Annotated in this window: 15 protein-coding genes; 8 read left to right on the forward strand and 7 right to left on the reverse strand. The window is 68.6% G+C overall.

Annotated features, from left to right (window positions below):
• Nucleotides 1–59: 59 nt before the first annotated feature.
• The 4 genes from rpmI to pheT all read left to right on the forward strand — a co-directional run bounded on the left by rpmI (nt 60) and on the right by pheT (nt 4,411).
• Nucleotides 60–260 (forward strand): 50S ribosomal protein L35, encoded by a 201-nt coding sequence (gene rpmI, locus DFO45_RS18445; protein ID WP_012172966.1) that lies wholly within the window; start codon nt 60–62, stop codon nt 258–260.
• Between the two features lie 28 nt (nt 261–288).
• Nucleotides 289–648, forward strand: coding sequence for a 50S ribosomal protein L20 (gene rplT / locus DFO45_RS18450; RefSeq protein WP_012172967.1), 360 nt, complete (start codon nt 289–291; stop codon nt 646–648).
• Nucleotides 649–803: 155 nt separating this feature from the next.
• Nucleotides 804–1,913, forward strand: coding sequence for a phenylalanine--tRNA ligase subunit alpha (gene pheS / locus DFO45_RS18455; RefSeq protein WP_133866026.1), 1,110 nt, complete (start codon nt 804–806; stop codon nt 1,911–1,913).
• Nucleotides 1,914–1,999: 86 nt separating this feature from the next.
• On the forward strand, nt 2,000–4,411 hold the full coding sequence (pheT, locus tag DFO45_RS18460) for a phenylalanine--tRNA ligase subunit beta (RefSeq protein WP_133866027.1): 2,412 nt from the start codon (nt 2,000–2,002) through the stop codon (nt 4,409–4,411).
• Between the two features lie 266 nt (nt 4,412–4,677).
• Here pheT and DFO45_RS18465 read toward each other — a convergent pair whose 3' ends face one another.
• On the reverse strand, nt 4,678–6,084 hold the full coding sequence (locus tag DFO45_RS18465) for an FAD-dependent oxidoreductase (protein WP_133866028.1): 1,407 nt from the start codon (nt 6,082–6,084) through the stop codon (nt 4,678–4,680).
• Nucleotides 6,085–6,124: 40 nt separating this feature from the next.
• Complete coding sequence (locus tag DFO45_RS18470; RefSeq protein ID WP_245518192.1) at nt 6,125–6,991, reverse strand: polyprenyl synthetase family protein; 867 nt, start codon at nt 6,989–6,991, stop codon at nt 6,125–6,127.
• A 228-nt stretch (nt 6,992–7,219) separates the two neighbouring features.
• Between DFO45_RS18470 and mtgA the strand changes: the two genes are divergently transcribed.
• Together mtgA and DFO45_RS18480 are read left to right on the forward strand one after the other, a co-directional pair.
• Nucleotides 7,220–7,900: a monofunctional biosynthetic peptidoglycan transglycosylase gene (mtgA, locus tag DFO45_RS18475; protein WP_133866029.1), complete on the forward strand. Its 681-nt coding sequence runs from the start codon at nt 7,220–7,222 to the stop codon at nt 7,898–7,900.
• Between the two features lie 137 nt (nt 7,901–8,037).
• A complete protein-coding gene (locus tag DFO45_RS18480) occupies nt 8,038–8,592 on the forward strand; it encodes a septation protein A (protein ID WP_043880647.1) in 555 nt (184 codons plus the stop codon).
• A gap of 3 nt (nt 8,593–8,595) precedes the next feature.
• On the opposite strand, the gene DFO45_RS18485 is transcribed toward DFO45_RS18480, so the two are convergent.
• Genes DFO45_RS18485 through DFO45_RS18495 form a run of 3 tightly spaced genes read right to left on the reverse strand, consistent with a single transcriptional unit; the run spans nt 8,596 to nt 10,078 of the window.
• Nucleotides 8,596–9,186 (reverse strand): DsbE family thiol:disulfide interchange protein, encoded by a 591-nt coding sequence (locus tag DFO45_RS18485; RefSeq protein ID WP_133866030.1) that lies wholly within the window; start codon nt 9,184–9,186, stop codon nt 8,596–8,598.
• Between the two features lie 3 nt (nt 9,187–9,189).
• On the reverse strand, nt 9,190–9,345 hold the full coding sequence (ccmD, locus tag DFO45_RS18490) for a heme exporter protein CcmD (RefSeq protein WP_012172975.1): 156 nt from the start codon (nt 9,343–9,345) through the stop codon (nt 9,190–9,192).
• A 1-nt stretch (nt 9,346) separates the two neighbouring features.
• Nucleotides 9,347–10,078 carry a heme ABC transporter permease gene (locus DFO45_RS18495; protein WP_133866031.1) on the reverse strand — a complete coding sequence of 244 codons (732 nt, stop codon included), beginning with the start codon at nt 10,076–10,078 and terminating at the stop codon, nt 9,347–9,349.
• Between the two features lie 149 nt (nt 10,079–10,227).
• Here DFO45_RS18495 and DFO45_RS18500 point away from each other — a divergent pair, with 149 nt between their 5' ends.
• Nucleotides 10,228–10,593: a hypothetical protein gene (locus DFO45_RS18500; RefSeq protein WP_133866032.1), complete on the forward strand. Its 366-nt coding sequence runs from the start codon at nt 10,228–10,230 to the stop codon at nt 10,591–10,593.
• A 12-nt stretch (nt 10,594–10,605) separates the two neighbouring features.
• On the opposite strand, the gene ccmB is transcribed toward DFO45_RS18500, so the two are convergent.
• Nucleotides 10,606–11,271 carry a heme exporter protein CcmB gene (gene ccmB, locus DFO45_RS18505; RefSeq protein ID WP_166657195.1) on the reverse strand — a complete coding sequence of 222 codons (666 nt, stop codon included), beginning with the start codon at nt 11,269–11,271 and terminating at the stop codon, nt 10,606–10,608.
• Between the two features lie 217 nt (nt 11,272–11,488).
• Nucleotides 11,489–12,139: a heme ABC exporter ATP-binding protein CcmA gene (gene ccmA, locus DFO45_RS18510; RefSeq protein WP_133866235.1), complete on the reverse strand. Its 651-nt coding sequence runs from the start codon at nt 12,137–12,139 to the stop codon at nt 11,489–11,491.
• A gap of 157 nt (nt 12,140–12,296) precedes the next feature.
• On the opposite strand from ccmA, the gene acnA reads away from it, so the two are divergent.
• Nucleotides 12,297–14,993, forward strand: a complete 2,697-nt coding sequence (gene acnA, locus DFO45_RS18515) for an aconitate hydratase AcnA (protein ID WP_133866034.1) — start codon at nt 12,297–12,299, stop codon at nt 14,991–14,993.
• Nucleotides 14,994–15,156 lie beyond the last annotated feature (163 nt).

The following is a 15,156-nucleotide window of genomic DNA, read 5'->3' on the forward strand; positions in this document are numbered from 1 at the left end:
ACAAGAGGCCGAAAGCCCCGCGCGGCAACGGGCGGCGGATCGCGGCTACGGAGAGCCAAATGCCCAAGATGAAGACCAAGTCGGGAGCGAAGAAACGCTTCCGTCTGACGGGTACCGGAAAAGTTATCGCGGGGCAGGCCGGCAAGCGCCACGGCATGATCAAGCGGACCAACAAGACGATCCGCAACCAGCGCGGCACCAACATCCTGTGCGAGAGCGATGGGCGGATCATCCGCAAGTCGTTCCTGCCGAACGGCTGACGCCAGAACCGCGATAAGGAGCTGATCCATGGCCCGCGTGAAACGTGGCGTTACCTCACACGCCAAGCACAAGAAGGTCTTCAAAGCCGCCAAGGGCTTTTACGGCCGTCGCAAGAATACCATCCGCGCTGCGAAGTCGGCCGTCGAACGGTCGATGCAGTACAATTACCGCGACCGCAAGGTGAAGAAGCGCACGTTCCGCGCGCTCTGGATCCAGCGGATCAACGCGGGTGTGCGCGAACTCGGCATGACCTACGGCCGATTTATCGATGGTCTCGGCAAGGCCGGGATCGAGGTGGATCGCAAGGTGCTCTCGGACATCGCCGTCCATGAGCCCGAGACCCTGAAGGCCCTGGTGGAGAAGGCGCAGGCTGCCCTCGCGGCCTGAGCGACCCCGCCCGGCGCATCCCGCGCCTGACCCGAGACCCTGAAAGCCCCGCGCGCTCGCCGTTCGGGGCTTTTGGCGTTGGGGCCGCGCGGCTATAAGCGCGCGGCGGCCGCGCCGTTTCGCCCGCCTCCCGATGGTTTCGCCAAAGGTCTGACATGTCCGCTTTCGTCCTCACCGACCATCCCGCCCTCGACGCCCTGGAGCGGGACATCGCCGGCGCCATCCTCGCCGCTTCCGGCGAGGCGGAACTGGAGCAGGTGCGCGTCTCCGCCCTCGGCAAGAAGGGCAGCGTCTCCGAGCTGCTGAAGTCCCTCGGCACCATGTCGCCGGACGAGCGCAAGGTGATGGGCCCCGCCATCAACGGCCTGCGCGACCGCGTGCAGGGCCTGCTCGCCACCCGCAAGGAGACGCTGAAGTCGGCCGCGCTCGAAGCGCGCCTCGCCACCGAGCGGCTCGACGTGACGCTCCCCACCCGCGAAACGCCGGCCGAGATCGGCCGCATCCACCCCATCGCTCAGGTGACGGAAGAACTCACCGCCATCTTCGCCGACATGGGCTTCTCGGTGGCGGAAGGGCCGGACATCGAGACCGACTTCCACAATTTCACCGCGCTGAACTTCCCCGCCGGCCATCCGGCGCGCGAGATGCACGACACCTTCTTCCTGCCGCCCAATGCGGAAGGCGAGCGGATGGTGCTGCGCACCCACACCTCTCCCGTGCAGGTGCGCACCATGCTCGGCCAGAAGCCGCCCATCCGCGTCATCTGCCCCGGCCGCACCTATCGCTGCGACAGCGACCAGACCCACACCCCCATGTTCCATCAGGTGGAGGGGCTGGTGATCGACAAGGGCTCGCACATGGGCCACCTGAAGTGGATCCTGCAGGAATTCTGCAAGGCCTTCTTCGAGGTGGAGAATGTGACGATGCGCTTCCGCCCGTCCTTCTTCCCCTTCACCGAGCCGTCGATGGAGGTGGACATCCAGTGCGACCGCTCGCGTCCCGGCGAGATCCGCTTCGGCGAGGGCAACGACTGGCTGGAGATCCTCGGCTGCGGCATGGTGCACCCGAACGTGCTGCGCAACTGCGGCATCGACCCGGACGAGTATCAGGGCTTCGCCTGGGGCATGGGCATCGATCGCATCGCCATGCTGAAGTACGGCATGAACGACCTGCGCGCCTTCTTCGAGGCCGACGTCCGCTGGCTCTCCCACTACGGCTTCCGCCCGCTCGACTTCCCGACGCTGGCCGGCGGGCTCTCCGCCTGACCTGCCCCGTCCCCCTTCGTCTGTCCGATCCCCGCGGCCGCGCGCTCGTCTAGCGCAGGCCGGCCGCCCATGAAGGCATCCGCGCCATGAAGTTCACCTGGTCCTGGCTCCAAGAGCATCTGGAAACCACGCAGCCGATGGACGCCATCGTCGAGAAGCTGTCCCTCATCGGCCTTGAAGTGGAAGGCGTCGAGGACAAGGCGAAGGCGCTGAAGCCCTTCATCGTCGGTGAAGTGCTCACCGCGGAGAAGCATCCCAATGCCGACAAGCTGCGCCTGTGCACCGTCAACATCGGCACCGGCAGCCCTGTGCAGGTGGTCTGCGGCGCGCCCAATGCGCGGGCCGGCATCAAGGTGGTGTTCGCCTCCCCCGGCACGGTCATCCCCGCCACCGGGACCGAGCTGAAGATCGGCACCATCCGCGGCGTCGAGAGCCGGGGCATGATGTGCTCCGCCCGCGAAATGGGCCTGTCCGACGAACATGACGGCATCATCGAGCTGCCCGCCGATGCGCCCATCGGTGCGCCCTTCGCGGACGTGCTCGGCCTCAACGATCCGGTGATCGAGATCGCGGTGACGCCCAACCGCGCCGACTGCCTCGGCGTCTCCGGCGTGGCGCGCGATCTGGCCGCCGCCGGCCTTGGCGAACTCATGGCCCCGCGCATCGCCCCGGTGGAAGGCAAGTTCCCCGCGCCCCTCAAGGCGACGCTCGATTTCGGCGACACGCCCGCGCTCAGCCCCGCTTTCGCGCTGCGCGTGGTGCGCGGCGTGAAGAACGGCCCCTCCCCAGAATGGCTGCAGGACAAGCTGCGCGCCATCGGCCTGCGCCCCATCAATGCGCTGGTGGACGTCACCAATTTCATGACCTTCGACCGCAACCGGCCGCTGCATGTCTTCGACCTGAAGAAGGTGACGGGCGATCTCGTGGTGCGCCGGGCGAAGGCGGGCGAGACCCTGCTGGCCCTCGACGGCAAGACCTACACGCTCGACGAGAGCATGTGCGTCATCGCCGACGACAAGGGCGTGGAGAGCCTCGCCGGCGTCATGGGCGGGGAAGAGAGCGGCTGCGACGAGAACACCACCGACGTGGTGATCGAAAGCGCGCTGTGGGACCCCATCAACATCGCGCAGACCGGCCGCAAGCTGGGGCTGAACTCGGATGCGCGCTTCCGCTTCGAGCGCGGCATCGATCCGGCCTTCACCCTGCCGGGTCTCGACCTTGCCACCCACCTCATCCTCGACATCTGCGGCGGCGAGCCCTCGGAAGTGGTACTGGCGGGCGCCATCCCCGACACCACCCGCACCATCGCCTTCCCCCTCTCCGAGGTGAAGCGCCTCTCCGGCCTCGAAGCCTCGCGCGAGGAGATCGTCGGCGTGCTGGAAGCCCTCGGCTTCACGGTCTCTGGCTCCGGCGAGAACGTGGACGTGGTGCCGCCCTCCTGGCGCGGCGATGTGGAAGGCAAGGCGGACCTCGTGGAAGAGGTGGTGCGCATCCTCGGCCTCGAGCGCGTGACGCCCACCGAATTCCCGCGCGAGAACGCCCGCCGCCCGGTGCTCACCCCCCTCCAGCAGCGCACCCGCAAGGCGCGCCGGGCGCTCGCCGCGCGCGGGCTCGTGGAGGCCGTCACCTGGTCCTTCGTTTCCAAGGCTCAGGCGGAACTGTTCGGCGGCGGGGCGGCGGAACTCGCCCTCATCAATCCCATCGCCTCGGACCTCTCGGACATGCGCCCCAGCCTCCTGCCGGGCCTCATCCGCTCGGGTCAGGCCAATGCGGATCGCGGTTTCGGCGATGTGGCGCTGTTCGAGGTGGGCCAGGTGTTCGCCGGTGACCGCCCGCAGGACCAGCGCCAGCAGGCCTCCGGCATCCGCCGCGCCAGCGCGCGCCCGAGCGGCGCCGGCCGCCACTGGGACGGCAAGGCGGAAAGCGTCACCGCCTTCGACGCCAAGGCCGATGCGCTGGCCGTGCTCGCCGCCTGCGGCGCGCCGGTGGCCAACCTCCAGGTCACGCGCGATGCGCCCGGCTGGTATCACCCGGGCCGCTCGGGCGTGTTCCGCCTCGGCCCGAACGTGATCGGCACCTTCGGCGAACTGCACCCCTCCGTGCTGGAAGCGCTCGATGTGGCCGGCCCCGTGGTGGCGTTCGAGATCACGCTGGACCGCATCCCCGAACCCAAGGCCAAGCCCACCAAGGTGAAGCCGCTGCTCGACCTTTCCGCCTTCCAGCCGGTGAAGCGCGACTTCGCCTTCGTGGTGGACCGGGCCGTGGCGGCCGGCGATATCGTCAAGGCGGCGCAGGGCGTGGACAAGAAGCTTATCACCGAGGTGAGCGTGTTCGATCTCTATGAGGGCGCGGGCGTCGGCGAGGAGAAGAAGTCGGTGGCCATCGAGGTCACCCTCCAGCCGCGCGAGCGCACGCTGACAGACGCCGAGATCGAGGCGGTCGCGGGCAAGATCGTCGCGGACGTGACCAAGAAGACGGGCGCCACGCTGCGCGGGTGAGGGGCGGGGGTCCCGCTCCCGGCCTGTCCGCGATGGCTTCGGGGCGGGCTCTACGTCCCCGGCCGCGTGTACCCCCCTCCCCGGCCCTCCCCCGCAAGGGGGGAGGGAGCGCGGTGCGCGGGGTGAAAAAGCGCAGGCTGCTCGGGATGGAAGAGCGCCACCACCGCCCATGCGCGGCAAAGCCCTCCCCCCTTGCGGGGGAGGGTTGGGAGGGGGGGTAAGGCCCGCTCCGCAAACCTAACTTCAGAAAAGAAACCCCAAGCGCGCTAAGGCGCGAGGCTAGCCCCCTGCACGCCCAGCAGGCGCAGGGCCTGGCCGGCGGCGCGTTCGCCGGAAGCCCAGGCACCGGCCAGCGTGCCCCAGAGCGTCTCGTGGGTGTGTTCGCCCGCGAAGATCAGGCGGTTCGCCACCACTTCCGTGAACGCGCGGCGCATGTTGCCGCTGCCCGGCAGGGCGCAGGAGATGCCGCCCAGCGTCCAGGGCTCCTTGCTCCAGCGCGTCTGCACCACCTTGCCCATGCGCTTGCCGATGTCGGTGCCGAAATCGGCGGTGAGCGCGGCCTTCACATAATCGGCGCCTGCGTTCGAGCCGCCGTCCGAGAGGGCCTGCGCCTGCGGGCCGCCGACCTCCGCCACATGCAGGTCGCTGCCGCCGACGCGGGCTTTCAGGACCAGCGGACGCTGGGTGCCGGCCTGCACGATGATCGTCTCGTCGTCAGCCGCGCGCAGCGGGTTGCCCGGCAGCAGGAAGGCCACCTTCTCGCGGGCACCAAGCGTGATGCGCTCCACCGCCGCCCGCTGGCGGGTGGGGAGCATGGGAAGGATGCGCAGCTTGCCAGCGAGCATCAGGCTCGGCGGCACGGCAACGATGACCGTGCGCCCGGTCACCGTGCCGCGATTGGTGCGCACCTCGACGATGCGGCTGCCGATGTCCACGCTCGTCGCCGCCGTGTCCATGCGCACCGTAAGGGCGGAGGCGAGTTGCGCCAGCAGCGGGCCGAAGCCGTTGGGCGCCAGCAGCGCCTCCTCCCGGTCCTCGGCGCGGGAGAAGTCCACGGTCGAGACCTGATCGAGGTCCTTGGCACAGCGTAACGGCCCGACGAAGAAGCCGGCGGCGGCGCCGAAGGGCCCAAGATCGGGCGGCAGCACGCGCGCCGCCGGCAGGTCACGGCCCGCATCGCCCGCCGCGCCGATGGCGCGCTCCAGCCTGCGGACAGTGGCGGCGAAATCCTCATATTGCGTGTCGGTGGCCTCGCGGGTGCCCGTGTAGAGGCGGGCCCCGCTCGGGGCGAGATCAAGCTCGCCGCCCGACTGGCGGGCGAGTTCGGCCAGCGAACTGGCGCCGGGCAGATAAAGCCGACTCGCACCGAGATCGAGCGGCAGACCAAAGCTTGCGGTGTCGGTCAGCACCCGGCCGCCGATGCGTTTGGAGGCTTCAATCAGCGCATAGGTGCGCCCGGCGGCAGCCACCTTGCGGGCGGCAGCGATACCGGCCGCGCCCGCGCCGATGATGATGACATCCACCGGCCCCGCCGTGCCCTGGCCAAGTGCCCGTGCAAAGGCCGGCAAGGCGAAGGCGCCCGCCAGCAGCGCGCGGCGGGTGAGGCCGCGCAGGACGCGCCGGGCCTCGAAGACCCCGTCGGCGGGGGAACGGAACGGATCAGGCGGCACCATGGGGGAGATGTAGCACGCCCCCCGGCGTCCCGCGACGGGCTCAGTTCCGGCGATTGGCCACGAAACGGGCGACCTCCGCCAGCACCGCGCCCTGCGCACCAAAGGGGGCGAGCGCACCACCGGCTTCCGCCACGAGGTCCGCGAGCAGCGCCCGCGCCCGCTCCATGCCGAGCGCCGAGACGAGCGTCGCCTTGCCCGCCTGCGCATCCTTGCCGACGGACTTACCCAACGCCGCCGCATCGCCCTCGATGTCGAGAATGTCGTCGGCGATCTGGAAGGCGACGCCCAGCGCCGTGCCATAGGCGACGAGGGCCGCGCGAGCCTCAGCATCGGCACCGCCCAGCAGTGCACCCATCTCGACGCCGGCCCGCAGCAGCGCGCCGGTCTTCATGGCCTGAAGGGTCCGGATGTCGGCTTCGGACAGCGCCTGCGGGGTGCCGCCCGAGAAGCGGCCTTCCGCTGCCAGATCCAGCATCTGCCCGCCCACCATGCCGCCGATGCCCGAAGCCCGCGCCAGCAGGCGCACGAGAGCGATGCGCACCTGCGCGTCCGGATGGGCGTCCTCGCCCGCCAGAAGATCAAAGGCCAAGGTCAGCAGGCCGTCACCGGCAAGGATCGCCGTCTCTTCCCCGAAGGCCACATGCACGGTCGGGCGCCCCCGGCGGAGCAGGTCGTTGTCCATCGCCGGCAGGTCGTCATGGATCAGCGAATAGCAATGCACGCATTCAAGCGCCGCGGCGGCGGTGATGGCCCGCGCCGGCGGCACGCCGAACAGGGCCGCGCTTTCCACCACGAGCAAAGGCCGCAGCCGCTTGCCGCCGTCGAGCGAGCCGTGGCGCATGGCCGCCATCAGGTGGGACGGGCGGGTGCGCTCGCCCTCCAGCGGGGCGTCGGCCAGCGCCTCGATCAGGCGCTGCTCCGTGGCGGCGGCCACGGCCTGGAACCGCGCGGCCAGAAGGTCGGAAGGGCTGGTCACGGCAGATGTCCCGGAATTGGCGATGACGAAAGCGCGGAGCGGCGCGGCATTGACGCCCGCCTCCGGTTGCCCCAACCCGTCCGGGGGGTCAAGCGCGGCAGCGGAACCTTTGCGCTAGAACCGCCGTTGCAGGAGGCAGGCATGGCGCGGCGGGCACAGATGGGCACACTTCGTTGGATCGCACGGATCGTGATCGGGCTCGTTGCGATCCCTCTCGTCCTGTCCATCCTCTACACCGTGGTGAACCCGGTCTCGACCCTGATGATCGGCCGCTGGCTCACCGGGCAGCGGGTGGAGCGTGTCTGGACACCTATCGAGCGCATGTCGCCCATCCTCGTGCGCACGGTCATCGCCTCCGAGGATGCCCGCTTCTGCCAGCACTGGGGCGTGGACATCGGCGAGATCCGGGCGGCGCTCGCCCGCGCCGACGACGACGTGGACGAGGCACGCGGCGCCTCCACCATTCCCATGCAGGTGGCCAAGAACCTGTTCCTCTGGCCCGGCCGCTCCTTCATCCGCAAGGGCATGGAGCTGCCGCTGGCGCTCTGGATCGACCTCGTGCTCTCCAAGCGCCGGCTGATGGAGATCTATCTCAACATCGCCGAATGGGGACCGAACGGCGAATTCGGTGTCGAGGCCGGCGCCGAACGCACCTTTCGCAAGAGCGCGGCGCAGGTCACGGCGCCCGAGGCGGCGCTGTTGGCGGTGATGCTGCCGAACCCCATCCGCCGCGATGCCGGCCGTCCCTCTGCCGGCGTCCAGCGCCTTGCCGCGCGGCTGGACCGGCGTGTCGATCAGGAAGGCCCGGAGATCGTCTCCTGCCTGGGGCTTGCGCGCTGAGGCGCCGAAGCTGCATCTGTGTCTTGATCCTGCCGCTCTCGCTCGCCAGAAGAGGGCTTCACCCCGCGAGGAGCCCCATGACCGAACCCGCATCCGGCCAGACGCCACCGCTTCCCCCTGCCGCGCCCAAGCCGAAGATGGGCCTCGGCATGAAGCTGGCGCTGGAGATGGGACCGCTGGCCCTGTTCTTTGCCGGCAATTCCTATGGCGGGATCTATGTGGCGACCGGCGTCTTCATGGTGGCGACGGCCGCCGCGCTGCTCGCCATGTGGGTGCTGGCGCGAAAGATCGCGGTGATGCCGCTGGTTTCGGCGATCGTCGTCATGGTGTTCGGCACGCTGACCCTGGTGCTGCAGGACGACCATTTCATCAAGATCAAGCCGACGCTCGTGAACGCCCTCTTCGGCGCGCTGCTGCTGGGCGGGCTCGTCTTCCGCAAGCCGCTCCTGCCTTACGTGCTCGACGGCATGGTGAAGCTCACCGATGAGGGCTGGCGCATCCTCACCATCCGCTGGGGCGTGTTCTTCCTCGTCATGGCGGTGCTGAACGAGGTGGTCTGGCGCTCGGTCTCCACCGACACCTGGGTCAACTTCAAGACCTTCGGCTACCTGCCGCTCACCTTCCTCTTTGCCATGGCGCAGGCCCCGCTCATGGCCCGTCATGAGGCCAAGCCGGCCGAAGGCGAGGCCTAATCCTCAAGCCGCCGGCTTGCCGCTGAGCCGTTCGATGAGCGGCATCAGCTGCTCGCGGACCGTCTGCTCCGAGAGCGGGCCGACGAACTTCTGCGCGATGGTGCCGTCGGGAGCGAGCACGAAGGTCTCCGGCACCCCATAGACGCCCCAGTCGATGGCGGAACGGCCGGAGGCATCCACCCCCACCGCCGCATAAGGCAGGCCGAAGGTGCCAAGGAAGCGCCGGGCATTGTCCGGCTGGTCCTTGTAATTGAGCCCGACCAGCAGGATGCGCGGATCGCGCGAAAGCCCCATCAGCACGGGATGCTCCTCCCGGCAGGGCACGCACCAAGACGCCCAGACATTCACCAGCGCCACCTTGCCCTTGAGCTGGGCCGAGGTGATGCCCGGCACGGGACCGGACGGGCCCGACAGTCCGGCAAGGGGCTGGAGGTCGATGGCGGGCGCCGCCTTGCCCACGAGCGCCGAGGGGATGCGGGAGGGGTCGCCCGCGAACAGCCGCACGAAGAAGAGGGCGGCGAGCGCCAGGAAGACCGCCAGCGGCAGGATGACGAAGAGGGGCCGGCGGCGGCGCGGCGTTTCGGGCGTCGTCATGCCTCACCCCCGCTGGGCCCGGCGGCGGATGCCGCGGGCTTCCAGTTCCTTGAGCGCCCGGCGCTGGGCGCGGTTGTCGAGGATCAGCGCCAGCGTCAGCCCGCCGAGGCCGAGAATGGCGACGCCATAGGCCGCCCCGATGAAGAGATCGTAATTCATCTCAGGCGCCGTCCTGCGCGGCCGCCCGCGCCTCAAGGGCCTGCACACGTCGGCGCAGGATTTCCGTGCGCATCGCCAGCATGTGCAGGGCCAGGAAAAGCAAAGTGAAGCCGGTGGCGCAGGTGAGCAGCGGCCAGAGCAGGCTGCCGTCGATGGTGGAGCCGCCCATGCGGAACACCGAGGCCGGCTGGTGCAGCGTGTTCCACCAGTCCACGGAGAACTTCACGATGGGCACGTTGATGAAGCCCACCAGCGTCAGCACGGCGGCGGCGCGCCCGGCGCGGTTGGGATCATCGATGGCCGCGCGCAGGGCCATCACGCCCAGATAGAGCAGGAACAGCACCAGCACGGAGGTGAGGCGCGCGTCCCACACCCAGTAGGTGCCCCACATGGGCCGCCCCCACAGGGCGCCGGTGATGAGGCACAGGCAGGTGAAGGTGGCGCCGACCGGAGCCAGCGCCTTGTGCGCCACGTCCGCCAGCGGATGGCGCCAGACCAGCACGCCCAGCGAGGACATGGCCATCAGCGAATAGCCGAACATGGCGAGCCAGGCGAAGGGCACGTGGATGTACATGATCCGTACCGTCTCGCCCTGCTGGTAATCCGGCGGCGCGCGGAAGGCGAGGAACAGGCCAGCGGCCAGCACCACCACCGCCGCCCAGCTAAGCCAGGGCAGGACGCGGTCGGAGAGCCAGACGAAACGGGTCGGGTTGGCAAGCGCGAGAATTCCCATGGGCCTCGCTTCTAATGGGGAACGCGCGGCGCGCAAACTGGGACGCTTCGGCGCGAGGGAAATGCTTCCACTGCGGAACCTTCCGTAAGTGGCTAAAAATCTCTTGTCTTGCTAGAAGTTGCCGACAAGAGACTGGTTTCGGGGGGACAATGCCGGTCATCACGCTGCCGATCGGCGCGCCCTTTCAGGAGGCCGCCGTCAATACCGCGCACATCTTCTGCGCCGCGCCGGACGCGGAAAATCCTGACAGATCAAACCTGTTCATCCATGCGGTGGGCCAGCCGGCGCTCCTGGTCGAGCTGCCGCTGGAGACGCTCGCAGAACGTCTCGGTGACGATTTCGTGAGGCTCGACGTGGCCGGAGCCGAGGGGGTCGTGAACTACCTCAGCCGCAGCCACTGGGTCAGCATCGTCCCACATCCCGAGACACCGGACGTGACGCAGGTGGACTATCGCTACGCCTTCGTCCTTGTGAAGGGCGCCATGGACGCGGTGATCGCCCGCCTCACCCCCTGATCGCCGCCCGCCTCAGCGCCCGGTCCGGAGCGCTGCGGCCGCCGCGACCGGCCCCAGCACCAGCGCGAACAGCGTCAGCCCGATGAGGATGCGGAACGGCGTGCCGAAGGGCACGGGGCCGGTAATGGCGGCGCTGGTGGCCGAAACCGCGAAGATCAGCACTGGGATAGCCAGCGGCAGCACCAGCACCGCGATCAGCAGGCCGCCGCGCCGGAAGGCGCCGGAGAAGGCCGCGCCGATCAGGCCCAGCGCCGTCACCGCCGGCGTGCCCACGAGCAGCGTCAGCACCACCGCGCCGATGGCCTGAGGGTCGAGGTTCAGCATCAGCGCCAGCACGGGGGATGCCAGCACCAGCGGCAGGCCGGTGGCGAGCCAATGGGCGAGCCCCTTGGCGGCGGTGACGAGTTCCAGCGGCAGCGACGAGAGCGAGAGGGCGTCCAGCGAGCCGTCCTCCACATCCGCGGCGAACAACCGCTCCAGCCCGATGAGGCTCGCCAGCAGCGCGCCGATCCACAGCACCGCCGGTCCGATTCGCGCCAGCAAGGCGAGATCGGGCCCGACGGCGAACGGCATGATCGTCACCACCGAGAGGAAGAAGACGACGCCCAGCCCGGCGCCGCCGCCCGAGCGCAACGCCAGTTTCAGATCGCGCCGCACGATGGCGAGGAAAGCGGACATCATGCGGGGATGCTCCGGAGGGTGGGACCGCAGAGCCTGCACCCGACCGAGCCCCCTCCCCGCCCCTCCCCCGCAAGCGGGAGAGGGAGCCTGTTGTGCAAGCGGCGCGGGCCGGCGTCGTTGGCCGGAGGCAAAACCCTCTCTCGCTTGCGGGGGAGGGTTGGGAGGGGGCAGACCGGGCGCATCACTACGTTCATCTGAAGAGCCAACACCCCCATCACACCCCTCCCGTCGCCGCCTTGCCGAGGCGCAATTCGGAGACGCTCGGCCCGAAGTCGAGGGGCGTATGCGTCGCGGCCAGGATGAGGCCGCCGCAGGACAGATGGTCGCGGGCCAGCTCCGCGAAGCGCGCCTGCGCCGTCACGTCGAGCGCCGTGGTCGGCTCGTCCAGCACCCACAACAGCCGTTTCGACACCAGCAGCCGCGCGATGGCGAGGCGGCGCTTCTGGCCTGCGGAGAGCACCGAGGCCGGCAGGCGATCGAGGCCGCCGAGGCCCACCTCCTCCAGCGCACCAGCCGGCGAAAGACCCGTCGCGCCCAGCACATCGCGCCAGAAGGACAGGTTCTCGCGCACCGAGAGCGCCCCCTTCAGCGCGTCGTCATGGCCGAGGTAGTGAAGCTGCTCCTTGAGGGAGAGATCGGGATCCGTTCCGCGCAGCGCGACGTTGCCTTCCGTAGGGGTCAGGAGCCCGGCGACGATGCGCAGGAGCGAGGACTTTCCGGCCCCGTTTGGACCGACCACGATAAGTGCATGGCCGGCCTGCATTTCGAACGACAAACGTGAGAAAAGTTTCCGTTGTCCGCGCTGGCACGAAAGGCCTTGTGCATGAAGGATCGGCGCGGTATTCGCCCCGCCGGCCGAGGGCATTTCAAGTTGGTTCATTTAAGTCTTCTTACCCAATGACCGCCGTTTGAAATCGCTCTATAAAGCGCCCTGAACCGCACCGCCCATGGTGTCGGGGTCTGCGTTCCCCGCCCCCTTGGCGATTTGCGTCGGTCGATCATCGAACCGGAGAAAACGCGCCGTGACTTCTCTCGACAGCTTCAAGAGCCGCACCACACTCAAGGTGGATGACCAAGAGTACGTCTATTACAGCCTTGAAGCGGCCGAGCAAAACGGCCTGCCCGGCGTCTCCCGCCTGCCCTTCTCCATGAAGGTGCTGCTCGAGAACCTCCTGCGCTACGAAGACGGCCGCTCCGTCACCAAGGACGACGTCGTCTCGATCGCCGAATGGCTCACCTCTCGCGGCAAGGCGGAGAAGGAAATCGCCTATCGCCCTGCCCGCGTGCTGATGCAGGACTTCACCGGCGTGCCGGCGGTGGTGGACCTCGCCGCCATGCGCGACGCCATGGTGAACCTCGGCGGCGACCCGGAGAAGATCAACCCGCTCGTGCCGGTTGATCTGGTGATCGACCACTCGGTGATCGTGAACTTCTTCGGCGACGCCACCGCGTTCGGCAAGAACGTGGAGGAAGAGTACAAGCAGAACCAGGAGCGCTACCGCTTCCTGAAGTGGGGCCAGAGCGCGTTCGACAACTTCCGCGTCGTGCCCCCCGGCACCGGCATCTGCCACCAGGTGAACCTCGAATATCTGGCCCAGACCGTCTGGACCCGCTCCGAGAAGATCGGCGGCAAGGACGTGACGGTGGCCTATCCCGACACGCTCGTCGGCACCGACAGCCACACAACCATGGTGAACGGCCTCGGCGTGCTCGGCTGGGGCGTGGGCGGCATCGAGGCCGAGGCGGCCATGCTCGGCCAGCCCATCTCCATGCTCATCCCCGAGGTGATCGGCTTCAGGCTCTCCGGCAAGCTGAAGGAAGGCATCACCGCCACCGACCTCGTGCTCACCGTCACCCAGATGCTCCGCAAGAAGGGCGTGGTGGGCAAGTTCGTGGAGTTCTATGGCCCCGGCCTCGAGCACCTCTCGCTCGCCGACCGCGCCACCATCGCCAACATGGCCCCGGAATACGGCGCCACCTGCGGCTTCTTCCCGGTGGACAGCGAGACCATCGCCTATCTCGACGAGACCGGCCGCGCCGATGACCGCGTGAAGCTCGTGGAGGCCTATTCCAAGGCCCAGGGCATGTGGCGCACCGCCGAGACCCTCGACCCGGTGTTCACCGACACGCTGGAACTCGACCTCGACACCGTGCTGCCCTCCATGGCCGGCCCGAAGCGCCCGCAGGACCGCGTGCTGCTGTCCGAGTCGAAGACCGGCTTCCTCTCGGCCCTCGAAGGCGAGTTCAAGAAGGCCGGCGAGGCGGCCAAGCGCGTAGCGGTCACTGGCGAGGACTACACGCTGGGCCATGGCGACGTGGTGATCGCCGCCATCACCTCCTGCACCAACACCTCCAACCCCTCCGTGCTCATCGCCGCCGGCCTTCTGGCCCGCAACGCGGTGAAGAAGGGCCTGACCCGCAAGCCGTGGGTGAAGACCTCGCTGGCGCCCGGATCGCAGGTGGTGGAAGGCTATCTCAACGCCTCCGGCCTGCAGGAAGATCTCGACAAGGTGGGCTTCAATCTGGTCGGCTTCGGCTGCACCACCTGCATCGGCAACTCCGGCCCGCTGCCGGAAGCCATCTCCGAGGCGATCAACAAGAACGACCTCGTGGCCGGCGCCGTCATCTCCGGCAACCGCAACTTCGAAGGCCGCGTCAATCCGGACGTGAAGGCGAACTACCTCGCCTCCCCGCCGCTGGTCGTCGCCTACGCGCTCGCCGGCTCGCTCCAGATCGACCTCACCACCGAGCCGCTCGGCACGGGTTCGGACGGCCAGCCGGTGTACCTCAAGGACATCTGGCCCTCCAACAAGGAGGTCGCCGACTACATCCGCCAGAACGTCACCAAGGCGATGTTCAAGGAGAAGTATTCGGACGTGTTCAAGGGTGACGCGCACTGGCAGAAGATCCAGGCGCCCACCGGCCAGACCTATGCCTGGCAGGACTCGTCCACCTATGTGCAGAACCCGCCCTACTTCGTCGGCATGACGAAGGAGCCGGTGCCGGTGAAGGACATCCTCGACGCCCGCATCATGGGCCTGTTCCTGGATTCCATCACCACCGACCACATCTCGCCCGCGGGCTCCATCAAGCAGGCGAGCCCGGCCGGCAAGTATCTGATCGAGCACCAGGTCCGCCCGGTGGACTTCAACCAGTACGGCACCCGCCGCGGCAACCACGAAGTCATGATGCGCGGCACCTTCGCCAACATCCGCATCAAGAACCAGATGGTGCCGGGCGTGGAAGGCGGCGTCACCGTCCACTATCCGGACGGCGAGCAGATGCCGATCTACGACGCGGCCATGAAGTACCGGGCCGAGGGCGTGCCGCTGGTCGTGTTCGCCGGCAAGGAATACGGCACCGGCTCGTCGCGCGACTGGGCGGCGAAGGGCACCAAGCTGCTCGGCGTGCGCGCCGTGGTGGCCCAGTCCTTCGAGCGTATCCACCGCTCGAACCTGGTCGGCATGGGCATCGTCCCTCTGGTCTTCAAGGACGGCGAGAGCTGGCAGACGCTGGGCCTGAAGGGCGACGAGATCGTCACCCTCAAGGGCATCGAGGGCGACCTCAAGCCGCGCCAGAACCTGACCGCCGAGATCAAGTTCGCCGACGGCACCGTCAAGAATGTCGAGCTGCTCTGCCGCATCGATACGCTGGACGAGCTGGACTACTTCCGCAACGGCGGCATCCTGCCCTACGTGCTGCGCTCGCTCGCGGCGTGATCCTGCCGGGCGGGTGCGGCCGTGGCCGCTTCCGCCCGTTCTTCCCGAAGGCCCCGCCGCCGGAATGGGCGCTTGCGGGGCCTTCTTGCATCTCACTGCGAAGTGACTCGCCCCGGCGCTGCCCGGCGCCTATGCGTTGACTGGTCCTTCACCACGTCACGGC

The organism is Azorhizobium sp. AG788 (assembly GCF_004364705.1).
Lineage (GTDB): Bacteria > Pseudomonadota > Alphaproteobacteria > Rhizobiales > Xanthobacteraceae > Azorhizobium > Azorhizobium caulinodans.

Excerpts from the sequence above, each read along its gene's own strand:
- DFO45_RS18485 (WP_133866030.1), bottom strand. The coding sequence starts at position 9,186 with ATGACGACGCCCGAAACGCCGCGCCGCCGCCGGCCCCTCTTCGTCATC.
- DFO45_RS18465 (WP_133866028.1), bottom strand. The coding sequence starts at position 6,084 with ATGGTGCCGCCTGATCCGTTCCGTTCCCCCGCCGACGGGGTCTTCGAG.
- rpmI (WP_012172966.1), top strand. The coding sequence starts at position 60 with ATGCCCAAGATGAAGACCAAGTCGGGAGCGAAGAAACGCTTCCGTCTG.
- ccmB (WP_166657195.1), bottom strand. The coding sequence starts at position 11,271 with ATGTCCGCTTTCCTCGCCATCGTGCGGCGCGATCTGAAACTGGCGTTG.
- pheS (WP_133866026.1), top strand. The coding sequence starts at position 804 with ATGTCCGCTTTCGTCCTCACCGACCATCCCGCCCTCGACGCCCTGGAG.
- pheT (WP_133866027.1), top strand. The coding sequence starts at position 2,000 with ATGAAGTTCACCTGGTCCTGGCTCCAAGAGCATCTGGAAACCACGCAG.
- ccmD (WP_012172975.1), bottom strand. The coding sequence starts at position 9,345 with ATGAATTACGATCTCTTCATCGGGGCGGCCTATGGCGTCGCCATTCTC.
- ccmA (WP_133866235.1), bottom strand. The coding sequence starts at position 12,139 with ATGCCCTCGGCCGGCGGGGCGAATACCGCGCCGATCCTTCATGCACAA.
- DFO45_RS18480 (WP_043880647.1), top strand. The coding sequence starts at position 8,038 with ATGGGCCTCGGCATGAAGCTGGCGCTGGAGATGGGACCGCTGGCCCTG.
- DFO45_RS18500 (WP_133866032.1), top strand. The coding sequence starts at position 10,228 with ATGCCGGTCATCACGCTGCCGATCGGCGCGCCCTTTCAGGAGGCCGCC.
- rplT (WP_012172967.1), top strand. The coding sequence starts at position 289 with ATGGCCCGCGTGAAACGTGGCGTTACCTCACACGCCAAGCACAAGAAG.
- mtgA (WP_133866029.1), top strand. The coding sequence starts at position 7,220 with ATGGGCACACTTCGTTGGATCGCACGGATCGTGATCGGGCTCGTTGCG.
- DFO45_RS18495 (WP_133866031.1), bottom strand. The coding sequence starts at position 10,078 with ATGGGAATTCTCGCGCTTGCCAACCCGACCCGTTTCGTCTGGCTCTCC.